At 76.5% G+C, this 15021-nt stretch carries 10 protein-coding genes and 1 pseudogene; 1 reads left to right on the forward strand and 10 read right to left on the reverse strand.

The annotated features are described in order from the left end of the window. Positions 1-176 precede the first annotated feature (176 nt). Positions 177-1484, reverse strand: coding sequence for an ATP-grasp domain-containing protein (locus tag QK440_RS21390; RefSeq protein WP_282794824.1), 1308 nt, complete (start codon positions 1482-1484; stop codon positions 177-179). Between the two features lie 130 nt (positions 1485-1614). Between QK440_RS21390 and QK440_RS21395 the strand changes: the two genes are divergently transcribed. Then, entirely contained in the window at positions 1615-3015 is a 1401-nt protein-coding gene (locus QK440_RS21395; protein WP_282794774.1) for a glycosyl hydrolase, read from the forward strand. A 34-nt stretch (positions 3016-3049) separates the two neighbouring features. Here QK440_RS21395 and QK440_RS21400 read toward each other — a convergent pair whose 3' ends face one another. From QK440_RS21400 to QK440_RS21440, 9 genes and pseudogenes are all read right to left on the reverse strand, one after another. Further along, a complete protein-coding gene (locus QK440_RS21400) occupies positions 3050-4267 on the reverse strand; it encodes a GNAT family N-acetyltransferase (RefSeq protein ID WP_282794775.1) in 1218 nt (405 codons plus the stop codon). After that, positions 4264-5004, reverse strand: a complete 741-nt coding sequence (locus tag QK440_RS21405; RefSeq protein WP_282794776.1) for a lipopolysaccharide biosynthesis protein — start codon at positions 5002-5004, stop codon at positions 4264-4266. The genes QK440_RS21400 and QK440_RS21405 overlap by 4 nt, the downstream gene beginning before the upstream one ends. 184 nt (positions 5005-5188) lie before the next feature. Beyond that, a complete protein-coding gene (locus QK440_RS21410) occupies positions 5189-6385 on the reverse strand; it encodes a glycosyltransferase (protein ID WP_282794777.1) in 1197 nt (398 codons plus the stop codon). Then, the gene (locus QK440_RS21415) at positions 6382-7161 is read right to left on the reverse strand and encodes a polysaccharide deacetylase family protein (RefSeq protein WP_282794778.1); all 780 of its coding nucleotides are present in this window, start codon (positions 7159-7161) and stop codon (positions 6382-6384) included. Before QK440_RS21415 ends, QK440_RS21410 begins: the two co-directional genes overlap by 4 nt. Continuing rightward, on the reverse strand, positions 7151-9250 hold the full coding sequence (locus QK440_RS21420; RefSeq protein ID WP_282794779.1) for a lipid II flippase MurJ: 2100 nt from the start codon (positions 9248-9250) through the stop codon (positions 7151-7153). The genes QK440_RS21415 and QK440_RS21420 overlap by 11 nt, the downstream gene beginning before the upstream one ends. Continuing rightward, positions 9247-10656 carry an O-antigen ligase family protein gene (locus tag QK440_RS21425; RefSeq protein WP_282794825.1) on the reverse strand — a complete coding sequence of 470 codons (1410 nt, stop codon included), beginning with the start codon at positions 10654-10656 and terminating at the stop codon, positions 9247-9249. Before QK440_RS21425 ends, QK440_RS21420 begins: the two co-directional genes overlap by 4 nt. 15 nt (positions 10657-10671) lie before the next feature. Next, entirely contained in the window at positions 10672-12444 is a 1773-nt protein-coding gene (locus QK440_RS21430; RefSeq protein ID WP_282794780.1) for a sugar transferase, read from the reverse strand. Between the two features lie 575 nt (positions 12445-13019). After that, positions 13020-14147 (reverse strand): annotated as a pseudogene (locus tag QK440_RS21435) (glycosyltransferase); the annotation flags it as partial. Between the two features lie 35 nt (positions 14148-14182). Next, on the reverse strand, positions 14183-14479 hold the full coding sequence (locus tag QK440_RS21440) for a hypothetical protein (protein WP_282794781.1): 297 nt from the start codon (positions 14477-14479) through the stop codon (positions 14183-14185). Between the last annotated feature and the right edge of the window lie 542 nt (positions 14480-15021).

Here is a 15021-nt window from a genome sequence, read left to right on the forward strand (position 1 = left end):
CCCCCCCCCCCCCCCCCCCCCCCCCCCCCCCCCCCCCCCCCCCCCCCCCCCCCCCCCCCCCCCCCCCCCCCGCCCGCGCGCCCCCCCCCCCCCCCCCCCCCCCCCCCCCCCCCCCCCCACCACTTTCGTGCGTCAGGGGGCCGTCGCCGCGAGCCGCCAGGGCCGCGTCCGGACCCTCATCGCCTGCGTCCCGCCCCGTCGCACCCGGCCCCCGCCTCCTCCCGGCCCGACGCCGGGCCCGGCAGCACCGGCGGCGCGGGCTTCGGCAGGCGTACGGGGACGCGCAGCCACGGGCCGCGCAGTTGGCGTGGGACGCGGCCGCCCAGCTTGCCGAGGGCGTGGCGGCTCCACAGGCGGCGCATGGCCTGGCCTGGCGCGCGGTCGTCGTCGGCGTGCCAGGCGAGCTCCCGCGGGGCCGGCCGTTGCACCGGCCGGAGCGCGGACAGCGGGGCGTAGTTCTCCACCACGAAGGTGCGACCGGGCAGCGGGCTCGACGGGGGCACCGGACGGCCCGTCAGGTCCAGGTGCTGGGCGCGCACGACGTCGAGGTCCGCCGCGTCCGCGAAGAGCCGGAACTGCGCTCCCGGCCGGGGGTTGAAGTCGAGGAGGTGGTAGGCGCCGGTCGCCGCGTCCTCGCGGAAGTCCAGGTCGAAGACGCCCCGGTAGCCGATCCGGGTCAGCAGCCTCGCCGCCGCTTCCTCGAGCGCCGGGTTGGGCGTCCACTCGCCGCGTACGGTGATCCCCGCCGAGCGCGGCCAGGCGCTCAGCTTCCTCCCCGTCCCGGCGGCGTGGAGGCGGCCGTCGCGGCCCACGTAGCCGTGGACGAACCAGTCGGCGCCGCCCTCCGCCGCCACGAACGCCTGGATCAGCAGCGGACAACCCGCCTCCGTACCGCGGGCGAACAGGGCCGCCGCCTCGTGCGGCGAGCGCACCAGGACCGTGCTGTGCAGCCCGGCGCCGCGCGGCAGGCACCAGGGGCGGCTCCACTTCGCCACGGCCGTGGGGCCGAGGCTGCGCGCGGCGTCGGCCGCCTGACCCGCCGACCGCGGCAGCTCCGTACGGGGATGCGGTACGCCCGCCGAGGCGCAGAGCCGCGCCAGGACCGCCTTGTCGGCCACGCTCTCGGCGGTGCCGTCCGCCATCTCGGGGAGCAGGTACGACCCGCTCAGCTCGCTCCGCAGGGTGTTCACGGCCAGGGCGCCCGCGTCGTCCAGGGGGATCAGGACGGCCGGGGCGCGCAGGTCCGCGGCCACGCGCCGCAGGACGGCGGCGACCTCCGTCAGGGGCGCGCCGGGGCGGGGCGGCCGGTGCAGTCGGTGCAGGTAGCGGGAGCGGGACACGGGGGCGTGGGCGTCGTCGGCCACCAGGTGCACCTCGACTCCGGCGCGGCCCAACGAACGTACCGCTCCCAGCGTTCCGTGGTGAAAGGAATTCCGGTCGGTCCGCAGCAGAACCGCGGGGACACGTGTGTCGAGACGCTGCACTTTCACCCTTACTCTTCGCTCGCCCAAATGGAGCGATCTCTCGGAACGGAGGGTTAGGAACTCGTTTGGCGCAATACACATGTATATATGACTGAGTGTCAGTCGCGGCAGGCGGAAACGAGGAGGTTTCATGACCCCATACAGTCGCCGACGCGCGAAGCACGCGGCGTTTGTCGCAGGGGGAATCATTATGGCGTCCGTGGTCACTTCGGGGCCGGGATACACGGTGGACAGAGGGCGGGAAAGCGCCGCCCGGCACCTCTCGCCGATGGGCCCCGTGGCCCGGGCCCCCGCCCAGCCGTCGCCCCCGGCCGCTCCCCCCGGCGCCGGCCCCGCCGCCTCCGGCGCCCCGGCGGCCCCTGAGGCCTCCGGCGCCCCGGGGACCCCGGCTGAACCTGCCGTCCCTGCCGCCCCTGCCATCCCCCCAGCCCCTCAAGTCCCGCACGCCCCAACGGACTCCGAGGCGTCCCCCGCCTGGCCCGCCTTCGGCGCCTACCTCGACTACGGCCCCCGCGGCGTCTCGCGCATGGCCGAGCTCAGCCGGTGGCTGGGCGGGGCGGAGCTGCGCGTGGGGCACACGTACCTGCCAGGGGACCGGTGGAGCAACATCGCCGGGGCGCCGCGCTTCCTGGAGAGCTGGGCCGAGTGGCGGCGCCAGCGGGACGACCGGCTGTTCGTGCTGAACGTGCCGATGCTGGAGCGCAACGAGGACGGTGTCGAGGACGCCGTCGTCCGCGCCGAACTGCGGCGCGGGGCCGCCGGGGAGTTCGACGAGCACTACCGGACCCTCGCGCGGCGCCTGGTCGGCCTCGGCGTGCCGGACACGGTGATCGTGCTGGGCTGGGAGATGAACGGCGTCACGTACACCCACCGGTGCGGGCCCGCGCCGAAGGCCTGGAAGACGTACTGGAGGCGCATCGTCACGGTGATGCGCGAGGTGCCGGGACAGAAATTCCGGTTCGACTTCACGCCGAGCCGGGGCCGGGACGCCATTCCGTGGACGCGGTGCTATCCGGGGGACGACGTCGTCGACATCATCGGGATGGACTCCTACGACCAGCCGGAAGGGATCTCGTTCGATGAGCAGGTGTCCGAACCCTACGGTCTCCAGTTCCATGCCGATTTCGCGGCGAAGCACGAGAAGCCCATCTCCTTTCCGGAGTGGGGACTTTTCCGTAACGGCGACAATCCCACGTACATGCGCCGCATGCTGGCGTGGATGGATGAGAAGAAACCCCTCTACAACACGCTCACGGACTACTGCCCGCACGGCGTGTGGCAGTGCGCGTCCAACCCGGAGTCGGCCGCGGTCTACCGCGCCCTGCTGACGGGCCGGGGCGAGGGGCCGGGGCCCCGGCCGGCCGAGCCGCCGCGGACCTCGCAGCCCTCGCAGCCCTCCAAGTGCGCGCCGCTCGAACTCGGCGACTGGGTCGAGTACTGGCTGGGCGGGAAGCTCTGCCTGCGGTTCGACTGGTGGCGGGAGGACGGCGGCGCCGGGGACGGGGCCCGCGGGGACAGGGCGGGCCGGTAGTCCGCCGCCCACCGCGCGTCGTGGTGGCGCGGGCTCAGCCCGTGGCCGCGTCACCACGACGCGCGCGCCGGGCGTCGAGCAGCCGCTTGGCGCCCCGGCGGGCGGCCGCCCCGGAGACGGCCGCGGCGAGCAGGGGCGCCGTGGTCGTCCGCGCGAGCAGGTAGCGGCGGTTGACGACCGGGTCGGGCCGCCAGTGCTGTTTGTAGGACTCGGTACCGCGCAGCAGGCTGAGCGCGCGCGGGTGGTCGCCCGCGGTGTGGTGCGTGCAGGCGTGCAGGAGCATCGTCGCCACGTCGGCCTTGCGTTCGCGCAGCCGCGGGTGGGCCCCGTACAGATAGCCCCCGGCGAGGCGGTCGGAGAGCAGGGTGAGGTCGGCCGCCACCACCTCGCCGTCCAGGCGGAACTCCGTGACGACGGCGTCGCCCGCGGCGACCATCGGCCGCACCGCGCGGGTCAGGTGCTCGCGGAACCGCGGCCGCAGGTGCTCGGATGTCACCTTGCGCCCCTGCCACTGGAGTTCGTGCAGGCGCAGCAGGGTGCGCAGCGCCTCCGGTACGTCGTCCGCGGGCACCACGCGGGTCTCCACGCCGAGCTTGGCCAGCTTGCGCAGCTTGGCGCGGACGCGCTGGGCGCGGGGCGTCGGCAGGCGCGCGAGCAGCTCCTCCATGGGGAGCGGGGGCAGTTCGAGGCACGGGGAGTCGTCCAGGACGCGGCGCGGCCCCGGCCAGCGCTCGTACACCCGGTCGAGGCAGGCGCCGGGGCGCACCTCCCGCAAGTCGAGCAGCGCGCCGCGGGCCAGCGCCGCGAGGCCGTCGACCAGGGCGTCGAGGATCAGCCCCGGTGTCGTGCCGGCCGCGTCGGCAGCCTCGTCGACGAGGACGTCGGTGAAGTCCGAGATGGCGCCGCCGAGCGGGACGAGCGCGGGCAGCGGGGCGTGGACCCGCATGAGGGGCGCCGCGGCCACCAGGGTGCCGCGGTCGTGGACGAGCAGCACCCGCAGCCGCCCGCGGGTGCCGTACGACTGCCACCAGGAGGAGAGCCAGGCGTGGCTCTGGAAGGGGGTCGCCGTGGGCGAGGCCCGGTGCAGCCGGGCCCAGGCGGGCCCCAGGAGGGCGAACTCGTCGTCCCGTACGCACAGGTCCACGGTGAGGCGGCGGGCGGACGGCGGCGGCCCGGTGGCCGGCCGGCGGGGGCCCGGCGGCGCCGGTTCGGCGCGGGGCCCGGCGGCCAGGTGCTCGCTCTCCGCCGTCATCGCGCGCCTCCCGGGAACCGCCGGGCGCACACGGCGACCGGCTCGTCGGCGGCGTCCCGGGGCGCCTTCGGGGCGGCTTCCCCGCCCGCCTCCGGGGCCGGGGCGGGCACGGCCGCCGCGGGGGCCCGCTCACCGCGCCGGGGGCGTACGAGGAGGACCAGGCCGCCCAGGAGGCCTCCTGCCGAGGTGCCGACGAGGGCGCTGACGGGGGCGGAGACCGACGAGGGCGCCGACGGGGGCAGGGCCCGGGAGAACGGCAGCAGCTTCACCTGGGTGCTCTTCTTGGTGTGGTTGGCGCTCACCGTCAGGGCGCGGGCCACCGCGTTGGCGGTGGTGGCGGCCTCGGCGGGACGGGCCGACGACGCCGTGACCGCGATCATGGGCGCGTCCGGCGAGGTGGCCACGCGCACGGACTCCCGCAGCCGGGCGGGCGACAGGCCGGCCTCGACCTGCGCGTCGCCCAGGACGGCCAACTGGGTCGCGACGCGCCCGTAGGCCTGCGCGAAGCCCAGGGCGGTCGTCGGGTCGGTGCGCTCCTGAGGGACGGCGATGACGTAGCTCGTCGCGGTGTACTCGGGGGTGTGCAGCACGCCGTACCCGCAGCCGGCGAGGGCGCCGAGGAGCGTGCAGGCGGGCAGGGGCCACCAGCGGGGCAGCCGGGTGAGCCGGTCGCGTACGTGGACGAGCCGCTCGCGTACACGGACGAGCCGCTCGCGCGCGCGGGGGGAATCACTCATCGGGGGGCAACCTCCGGGGTCGGGCCGCTCGGGCGGACTGGTTCCTGTGCGGTCTCGTGCTGGTGCTGGTGCTGGTGCTGGTGCTGGTGCGGACAGGGATGCGGGTGTGGTCGCGTGTGCGTGCGCGTGCGGATCGGAAGCGGGCGGACCGGTTCCGCGCGGGCAGGGGCGCGTACGGGTCCGCTCACGTGTGGGGGGTGAGCAGGCGCTCGTAGACGTGCATCAGGCGGGTGGCGCTGCGGGTGACGCTGTAGTGGTGCGCCACGGCGGCGGTCTCGCGGGGCGGGACGCCGTCGGTGAGCAGCGCGTACAGGGAGCGGGCGAAGGCGTCCGGGTCGCTGGCGCAGGGGACGGCGGGGCCGCGCTCCTGGGCGGGCAGGGCCTCGATGGCGGGGCAGTCGGTGTAGAAGACGGGCAGGCCGCTGGCCAGGCCCTCCACCAGGGCGAGGCCGAAGGCCTCCTCGGGGGAGGGGGAGGCGAGGACGTCCATGGCGGACAGGAGGGAGGGCAGGTCGGGCGCGGCCGGGCCGGGCGGGGCCGACCCCGGGGGGTCCTCCTGCGCGGTGCCCTCGTCCTGGTCGTCGCCGGTCCCCGTGGCGGCCTCGCCCCGGTCGTGGCAGACCTCCCCCGCGAACCGCACCCGGTCGCCGAGGCGCAGCCGCCGTGCCAGGGCGCGCAGTTCGTCCTCCTCGGGGCCCGCGCCGACCAGCAGCAGCCGTACCTCGTGGGGGAGCTGGGCCACGGCGCGCAGCAGGACGTCGAAGCGCTTGCCGGGGACGAGGCGTCCGACGCCCCCGACGACGAACGCGTCGTCGGGGAGGTCCAGGAGGCGCCGTGTCGCGGCCCGTGCCCGGGCGTCGTAGCGGAAGCGGTCGGCGTCGATGCCGTTCGACACGACGTGGATGCGCCGGCGCGGTACGCCCCACTGGTGCAGCCGCGCCGCGACGGCGGGCGAGACCGCGACGGTCACCCGGCCGAGCCGTTCGCCCGCGAGGTACAGGGCGCGCACGCCGCGGGTCAGCGGGCGGCCCTCCATCTGCGACTCCCCCAGCGAGTGCTCCGTGGCCACGACGGCGCGGACCCCGGCGAGGCGGGCGGCGATCCGCCCGTACAGGCAGGCCCGGTAGAGGTGGGTGTGGACCACGTCGTAGCGGCCGGCGCGGATGAGCTTGGCCAGGCGGGGCAGCGCGGTCAGGTCGCGGTTGCCGGACATGCCCAGGTGCGTGACCCGGAAGCCCTCGGCGGTGAGCTGGCGGGCGACGGCGCCGGGGTTCGTGAGGGTGACGACGTCGCAGGCGGCGGGCAGGTGGCGCAGGAGGAGGCGGAGCTGCTGCTCGGCGCCGCCGGTGCCGAGCCCGGTGATGACGTGCAGGACCCTCATCCGGTCACCGCCGGCGGGGGCAGCGTCCGGCCGCGGCGGCGGTTCAGCCGCTCCTTGAGCCACAGGCGGGCGGCGGTGTCCCGCTGGCCGATGTGGACGCGCGGCAGTGCGAGGTCCCCCGCGAGGTCCCCGGGGGCGATGGCGCAGGCGTAGCGGTAGCCGGCGTCGTGCACGGTGGCGAGCACGCGCGCGTCCACGAAGCCGTACGGGTAGCAGAAGCCCGCCACCTCCGTCCCGGTCAGCTCGGTGAGGGCGGCGCGGCTGCCGTGCACCTCGCGTGCGAGCTCCTCGTCGCCGGCCCGCGTGAGGTCGACGTGGGTCAGGCCGTGCGAGGCGACCTCCATGCCGCTGTCGGCGGCCCGGCGTACGCCGTCGGCGTCCAGGAGCGGCTTGCGGGGGCCCAGCGGGTCCCAGGCGTTGTCCCCGTCGAGGCGGCCCGGCAGGACGAACAGGGTGGCGGTGCAGTCGTGGCGGCGCAGCAGGGGCAGGGCGTGGTCGACGAAGTCCTGGTAGCCGTCGTCGAAGGTGAGGCCGACCAGGCCGTGCGCGCGGCCCTCGTCGCGGGCGCGGAGCAGCTCGGCCACCGACACGCCGCGCAGGCCCCGGCGCCGCAGCCGGTCGAGCTGGCCGTCGAGGCGGTCGGGCGAGACGGTGATGCCGTACGGGTCGTCGGCGCACTCGGCCACCGAGTGGTACATCGCGATCCAGGCGGGTGCGGCGGCGCGCCGGGGCGGTGGGGGCGAGGGGGGTGTCGTACGTGCGGTGTCAACGGACATGACGGGAGGCCAGCTTTCGTGTGACGGTGCCGAGTACGGAAACCAGGGAGCGGGTCGCGCGGACCAGGGAGCCCGCCGTGCGGGCCAGGGCGGCGGTCGCGGGCAGCAGGGGTGCGGCGCCCAGCGCCCGGCCGACGGCGGTGAACGTCACCAGCACCACCGCGCCGGAGAGCACGAGGGCGGGCACGGGCGGGCCGACCGCGTCCGCGCACAGGGCGCCCGCCGTCGCCGCGGCGGCCGCCGCCAGGACCAGGCGGGCGAGCTGGGCGACGAGCCTGCGGGTGCGGACGGGCACGGTGCGCGGGCCCATGCCGTGCAGCAGCAGGACGGCGGTGAGGCAGATGCCCGCGGCGTTGGCGGCGGCGATGCCGTGCACGCCCCAGGTGCCGACGGTCAGGAAGCCGAGGCCGGCGGTCATGACGATGCCGATGCCCATCGCGGTCACCGGCGCCCAGGTGACGCTCCCCGCGGAGAAGTACGACCGGGCGAGGGCGCCCACGAGGGTGTGGCCGAGCAGGCCGAGGGAGTACACGCGCATGACGGAGGCGGTGGCGGCGGTGTCCTGCGGGGTGAAGGCGCCGCGCTCGAAGAGGAGGCGGCTCAGCGGGTACGCGGCCGCGATCACGGCGGCGGCGCCGAGCAGGACCACGCACCCGGCGAGCACCACGTCGCGCTCGACGCGGTCGCGGGCGCGCTCCAGCTGCCCGTCCGCGAGCGCGCGGGCCACCACGGGGAAGGTGACCGTGCACAGCATCAGGGACAGCGCCATCGGCATCTGCGCGACCTTCTGCGCGTAGTTGAGGTGCGAGATGGCGCCGCCCGGCAGTGAGGACGCCAGGAAGCGCTCGATGAGCACCTGCGACTGCCGCAGCAGTGCGAACAGCAGCACGGTCCAGATGACCGCCGTCATCAGCCGGGTCGCGTCCGGGCGCGCGTCCTGGGGCCGGGTGTCCGGGCGGGCGCGCAACTGCCACCACAGGGAGGGGGCCTGGGCCACCACCATGAGGGCGCCGCCGAGGGCCACGCCGGCCGCGGCCGCCCGTACGCCCCACTGTCCGGCGAGGACGACGAGCGTGCCGATGATGGCCGCGTTGTAGACCACGTAGATGGCGGCCGGGACCGTGAAGCGCTGGTGGGCGCGGAGGGCGGCGCTGCAGTACCCGGCGAGGCCGAACGACAGGGCGCATGTCGCGGTCAGCCGGGTGCAGTCCACGGCAAGGGCGCGGTCCGGCAGCCCCGGCGCGAGGACCGCCACCACCCAGGGCGCGGTCAGGGCCAGGACGAGCGCGGCCGCCGCGAAACACAGGCTCATCCGCGGCAGCGACGCGGCGACCAGGGCGCGCACCGGGTCGCGGTCGCCGCCCTGCGCGCGCCGCGCGAGGGCGAGGCTGAACGCCGGTACGAGGAAGAAGGCGAGCCCGTCCTCGATGAGCAGGGTGGCCGCCATCTCCGGCACGGTCCACGCGACCAGGAAGGCGTCGGTGTCCGTGCCGGCCCCGAAGAAGTGCGCGAGCGCCTGGTCCCGCCCGAGCCCGAGCAGCGACCCGGCGACGGAGAGGGCGGCGGTGACGAGGGCGGCCTTGGCGAGGAAGCCGTTGCTGGGGAGGCCGGAGGCGGAGGGAGGGGCCTGGGGGGTGGGGTTCGGGGCGGGTGCCTTCAGGGGGGCGGGTTCCGGGAGCGGCGTCTTCAGGGGAGCGGGTTCCGTGGGGGGCGCCTTCAGGGAGGGGGGTTCCGGGAGCGGTGTCCCCAGGGGGGCGGGTTCCGTGGCAGGCACCTTCAAGGAGGGGGGTTCCGCGGGCGGGGTGGTCGAGGGCGGCGTGGCCGAGGGCTGCGGGGCCGAGGGCTGCGCGTGCGGGGGTGTCACAGCCAGGGGCGGTGCGGGCGAGGGCTGTACCTCGGCGGGCAGCGCGTCCGCAGGCAGCGTGGCCGAGGGCAGCGCGTGCGAGGGCAGCGTGCCCGAGGGCAGTGCGTCCGCAGGCAGCGTGCCCGAGGGCAGCGCGTGCGAGGGCTGCGTGCCTGGGGGTGGCGCGTGCGAGGGCGAGGGCGTGCCGAGCAGCCCCTTGCCGCTGGTGTCGGGGGCGGTGCTCATGACCGGGACGCCTCCAGGGGCCGTACGCCGTGCCCCGGGACGTCCGCCGTGCCCCGTGCCTGTGGTGCTCCTGGGGCGTCCTCGCGTCCGTGGACCCCGACGCCCCACCACCCCGCGAGCCCGAGCACCACGGCCGTCAGGACCGTGGAGGGGCCGCCGATGTCCGCGTACAGGAAGTCCACCACCTGCCAGACCAGCAGGCCGCAGGCGAGCAGGGCGCAGTCGAGCCGGTCCTCGCCCCCGGCGGTGCGGCGCAGGCGGACGCAGCGGCTCAGGCAGCGGGCCAGGAGACCGGCCCAGCACCCGGCGAGGGCGGCCAGGCCGACGGCCCCCTGCTCGCTCAGGACGAGCAGGTACATGTTGTGCGGGGACAGCAGCGGCTGGCGCTGGAAGCCCTGGCCGGCGCCCGCGGTGTCGCTGCCGGAGGAGAGCGCGACGGAGGCGTGGCTGTCGCGGTACTCGGGGAAGCCCTTGAGGCCGACGCCCGTCAGGGGCCGCTCCTGCCACATGGCGACGGAGGCGGCCCACATGGTGTACCGGTCGGTGACGGACTGGTCGGGGGCGTCGGTGACCTGGGTGATGCTGCCGAGCCGCTCCTGGAGCATCTGCGACCCCAGGCCGAAGCCGCCCACCAGGACGACGGCCGCCGCCGTCGCGGCCACCAGGAGCCGCAGCGCGCGCCGTACCCCGGCGAGGACGAGGACGGTCCCGCAGGCCGCCGCGGTGGCGATCCACGCGCCGCGGCTGAAGGAGAGCGCGAGCGGCACGACGAGGAGCGCGGCGCAGAGGCCCGCGGCGGTCCGCTGGCGGGGCACGCCGGCGCGGAAGGCGAGGGCGAGGGCGCACACGACCCCGTACGAGACCACGGTGGCCATCCCCATGACGTCCGTCGGGCCGAACGTGCCGACCGCGCGGATGTCCTCCCCCATGTACGAGGCCCCGGTCCCGGTGAGGTACTGGTGCACCCCGATCCCGCCCTGCCACAGCGCGAGGCCCACGAACGACCAGGCCACCAGGCGCAGGTCGCGGCTGTCGCGGACGAGGGCGAGCACCGCGAGCGGGACGAGGACGAAGACCTGGAGGTAGCGGGCGACACCGGCGAGGGCGGCGCCGCCCGTGGGAGCGGCGCACGCGGCCAGGGTGACGCCGAGCACCGGGAGCCCGAACAGCAGCGCCGCGGTACGGGTCAGCGGCCTGCGGGCGGACCGCACGGCGGACAGGACGCAGTACGCGACGACCAGACCGGAGGCGGCGTCGGCCGCGGTGGCCTGCGGGGAGCCCGCGGCCCCCGGGGACACCGGCAGGGCGAGCAGGGCGACCACCGTGACGACGGGCAGCACGGGCGCGTGGCGGCGCAGCGCGGTGAGCGGTCCCGTTCCGCCGGCGGCCGGGCGTGCGGCGAGCACGGTCGACACGGCGCCTCAGCTCCCCGTGTGCCGCACGAGGCAGCCCAGGGTGCGCAGCAGGATGCACAGGTCCTGCCAGAAGGACCAGCCGTCGATGTACGCGTTGTCGAAGCGGCACCGGTCCTCGATGGAGGTGTCGCCGCGCAGGCCGTGGATCTGGGCGAGCCCGGTGATGCCGACGGGCATCCGGTGGCGGCGCGCGTAGTCGGGGAACTGCTGGCTGAACCGGTCGACGAAGTACGGGCGTTCGGGGCGCGGCCCGACGAGGCTCATGTCGCCGCGGAGCACGTTCCAGAGCTGCGGCAGCTCGTCGAGGGAGGTGCGGCGCAGGAACCGGCAGTACGGGCTGATGCGGTCCTCGTCGGCCACGCTCCAGCGGGTCGCCGCCTCCTGGGGGTCGGCGGGCCGGTGCGTGCGGAACTTCAGGAGCGTGAACCGGCGCCCGCCCATGCCCACCCGCTCCTGCCGGAACACCACGCCCGGCCCCTCCAGGGTGCGCAGCAGCAGGGCGCACACCAGGAGCACCGGCGCGGCCAGCAGCAGCAGCGCGGCCGAGACCACGACGTCGAGGGCCCGCTTGCGCAGGCGCGCCCCGCCGCGTCCGCCGGAGGTCAGGGGACGGCACGGGAACCCGGCGATGTACTGGACGGGGACCGTGGGCCCGGGCGGCGCCGGGGCCAGCTCCCACAGGTCGCAGCCGAGCGCGTGCAGCGTCGGCAGCCAGCGCTCGCGCGCGTCCGCCGGACCCGCGGCGATCAGCACGGTGCGTACGTCGTTCTGGATGGCCGCGCGGTGCAGGGCGTCCGTGGTGGACAGCACGGGAAGGCCGGGGGGAGCGTCCTGGCCGGGGTCCTCGGGGACGGGCGGGGCAGCCGGGGCGGCCGAGGCGGCTGCGGTCGCGGAGTCAACGGTTCCGCTGGTGCCGGTGGTATCGGTGGGTCCGGTGGTGCCGGTGCGGCCGGAAGTGGCGGCGGGGCGGTCGGTCACCCCGGCATCGGCGGGGTCCGCGGGTCTGGCGGAGGCGGCGGGTCCGTTGGCGGTCCGGGGCCCGGCGGGGGACGCGGGTTCGGTCGGGCCGGGCGTACCGGTGTCCGAGGGGGCGCACACGACCCCGACCGGGCGCACCCCGCACCGGGGGTGGCGCAGCAGGGCTCCGGCGACCCCGCGGGCGTGCGCGCCGTCGCCGAGCACCAGGACCGGGCGCGGCCCGCGCAACAGGCTCGCGCGGCGGCGCCAGTACACCAGGGCGCGGCCACCCACGCTCAGGGCGCAGTGGGCGGCGCACGCGGTGAGCAGCGCGCCCGGCGCGAGCGGCGCGAGCTGTCCGGCGCTCGCGAAGAACTGCCCGGCGTCCACCGCGGCGTGCCCGGGCCCGCCGCCGGCGCCGGGCAGGGCCGTCACGCACGTCAGCGTGACGCACCAGGCGACGGCCACGCGCCCGCCGAGCGCGGGCAGTTCGTCGAGCACCCGGGGGAGCCGGGCCGGACGGTACAGGCCGCCGCGGGCGTTGAGAGCGCCGACGGTCATGGTCAGCAGCGCCCCGACCAGCAGCGTCGCGGCCGTACCCGACCGGGTCCCGGCCGCGTACGCGAGCGCGCCGAGCACCGCCGCGGTGACGTCGGCCGCCACCAGCGGGCCCGGGGGCCCCTGGCGGTACGGCTGCCGGGCGCCGGGGCCGACGCGGGGGCCCCGTGCGTCCCGCGGAGCCACGACGACGGCCGAGGCGAGGCCCTGCTGGCCCTGCCGCAGCTCCTCTGAGGAGGTGGCGACGGTTCGTTCCGCACTCACGGGTTGCTGGACTCCCTGTGCTCGGTGACTGCCGCACGGCCGGGGACTGCCGCAGGGCTGGTGACGATCGCGTCCGGTACGGCGGTCGCGTCCGGTACGTCGGCCGCGTCTGGCGTGGCGGCTGTTTCTGGCGTGGCGGGCCTGCCGGACGCGGCGGTCCTGCCGGACGTGGTGGTCCTGCCGGACGTGGTGGTCGTGCTGGAGGTGGCAGACGTGGCGGCCGTGCCGGATGCGGCGCTGGTGTCTGACGCGGCGGTCTTAGCTGACGCGGCGGTCGTGTCCGGGGTGACGGTCGTGTGCCTCAGGTCAGGCATGAGGCATGTGACGGGCGTGCGCTGTGTGCCGGTCGCGTGCGGCGTGCCGGACGCGTTCTGCGGGACGGGCGGGCTCTGCGGGACGGACGGGCTCTGCGGAACGGGTGCGCTCTGCGGGACGGGCGCGCCCCGCGGGTCTGCTGGCCGCTGGTCCGCCGGGTGTGGTCGCGTGCCAGGCGCGTGCCGCGTCACCGCCGCGGAGAGGGCCGGTGGCGCCGCGGGCAGGGCAGGTGGCGGCCCCGCCAGGGCCGGTGGCGACCCGGCCAGGAGAGCGCGGTAGACGCCCTCGACCGTGCTCGCCGTGTGCCGCACGTCGTGGCACTCCTCCACGTGGGCGCGGCCCTGCTCCCCCAGCCGTTCGCGCAGCGGGCGGTCCCGGAGGAGGGCAACCAAGGCGCGGGCCAGGGCCCTCGCGTCCTCGGGCGGTACCAGGACGTGCGGGGCCAGGGACGGCGGCAGGCTCTCGCGCGCGCCGTCGACCTCGGTGACCACCACGGGCCGCGCGCAGGCCATGGCCTCCAGCGGGGCGAGTGCCATGCCCTCCCAGCGCGACGGCAGGACGACCAGGTCGGCGGCCCCGTACCAGGGCGCCACGTCCTCGGCCGCCCCGGTGAACAGCACGGACGGGTCAGCCGCCGCCCGCAGCGCGGCGGCGTCCGGCCCGTCGCCCACCAGGGCGAGCCGCGCTCCCGGCACCTCCGCGGCGACGGCGGTCCAGGCCCGCAGCAGCACGTCCTGCCCCTTCTGCCGGCAGAGCCGCCCGACACACACGACCAGGGGCGTCGCGGAAGCCCGTACGGAATCGGGCAGCGGCAGCGACGCCCGGCTCTCCCGGCGGTCGGCGGGCCGGTGGCGGCGCAGGTCGATGCCGTTGGGCACCACGACGGCCGGGCCGCGCACCCCGGCCCGGGCGCCGGTGCGCCGTTCCGCTTCGCTGACGCACACGAGCCGTGCCGTCCACCGGGCGCCGTACCGCTCCCAGGCCCGCGCCAGGCCCGCGGTCGCTCCGCCGACGGCCTCGAACGACCAGGCGTGCGGCTGGAAGACGGTGGGCACGCGCCCGCGGACGGCGAGCCGCACGGCAAGACCGGCCTTCGCGCTGTGGGCGTGCACGAGGTCGGGGCGTACGGCCGCGACGACGCGGGCGATGTCCCGCACCTCCGCAGCCAGGCGAGGGCCGGGGGAACGGGTCGCCGCCCACGGGTGCACACGCGCGTGCCCGGCGGCTCCCCGGGACAGGAACCCCTCGGTGGGGCAGGCGACATGGACCTGGACACCCGCCGCCGCCTGGGCCGCCACGAGGTCCTGGACCACGCGGGCCACACCGCCGTCCACGGGCTGGCTGACGTGCAGGACACGCGGGGGCCGGTCGGTCGGAGCCAGTTGCATGCGCGATTCCCCTAGGTGTGTGCGGGGCGGTGCGTTTACCGCCACACGCCGACGAAGCCGGAGCCGGCCTCGGTACCGGAGCGGGTGCCGGTGGCCGAGCCGGAGCAGTGGTCGAAGACGGGGGTGGGGCCGGGGGGCACGGCGTGATGACGGGGGGTGCACTCGGTGGCGCACGCGGCGCGCGGCTCCACGAGCGACGTGACGCGCGGCCGCTCTCCCCCCGGCTCCTGCCCGCCCGGCGGCACGGCGGCCCTGGGCCCGTGCGGGACGGGAGCCGGAACGCGGGAGGGCAGGACGGCGAGGACGCGACGCAGGCCCGGCGAGTGACGCATGACGGCGGTGGCCTTCCGGAGGGTGCGGATTGCTGCGAACTGCGGGATCACTACGGTCTTGACACGGCGGGGAGGCGGGGCGGGTGGAGCACGGTGCGGACTGTGGGTGCTGTAGGTAGGTACGACAAGCGGTGAAGCGGCAACCAACCGTGCGAATGTGCACGAATATGGCTGAAATTCCCTCGTGAGGAAGCGCCACAGTAGCGGGCCGCGAAAGACATTCCCGCGAGCCCGGAACGTGTGTCGAAGCCGTGAAACCAAGGGTCAGAGCACGTCTAAGAGGCGCGCGGCAAGGCTGTGTTGCGCCTTGGCGGGGGTGTCACCGGGTCACTGTTGGGACAGTCGGATCACCGGAATGGAGCCCCAGATCCTTCACCCGTCCGGGCGACACCCCACTCCGGGCTCCGCCGCCCGGATCCCGCCTCGACCGCACCCCGCTGGTGCGATCGTCGTACGACGGCGCGGCGGGAACGGCTGAACGCGACCGACTGGGCGCGACCGGCTGGGGACCACCGCCCGCCGGGAGCGCGACCGAGACCGCC

The organism is Streptomyces sp. CC224B (assembly GCF_030010595.1).
In the GTDB taxonomy this organism is placed as follows: domain Bacteria; phylum Actinomycetota; class Actinomycetes; order Streptomycetales; family Streptomycetaceae; genus Streptomyces; species Streptomyces longispororuber.

Bases quoted from the DNA above. Each gene is read 5' to 3' on its own strand.
- QK440_RS21415 (WP_282794778.1), bottom strand. From the start codon at position 7,161: ATGTCCGTTGACACCGCACGTACGACACCCCCCTCGCCCCCACCGCCC.
- QK440_RS21400 (WP_282794775.1), bottom strand. From the start codon at position 4,267: ATGACGGCGGAGAGCGAGCACCTGGCCGCCGGGCCCCGCGCCGAACCG.
- QK440_RS21405 (WP_282794776.1), bottom strand. From the start codon at position 5,004: ATGAGTGATTCCCCCCGCGCGCGCGAGCGGCTCGTCCGTGTACGCGAG.
- QK440_RS21420 (WP_282794779.1), bottom strand. From the start codon at position 9,250: ATGAGCACCGCCCCCGACACCAGCGGCAAGGGGCTGCTCGGCACGCCC.
- QK440_RS21440 (WP_282794781.1), bottom strand. From the start codon at position 14,479: ATGCGTCACTCGCCGGGCCTGCGTCGCGTCCTCGCCGTCCTGCCCTCC.
- QK440_RS21395 (WP_282794774.1), top strand. From the start codon at position 1,615: ATGACCCCATACAGTCGCCGACGCGCGAAGCACGCGGCGTTTGTCGCA.
- QK440_RS21410 (WP_282794777.1), bottom strand. From the start codon at position 6,385: ATGAGGGTCCTGCACGTCATCACCGGGCTCGGCACCGGCGGCGCCGAG.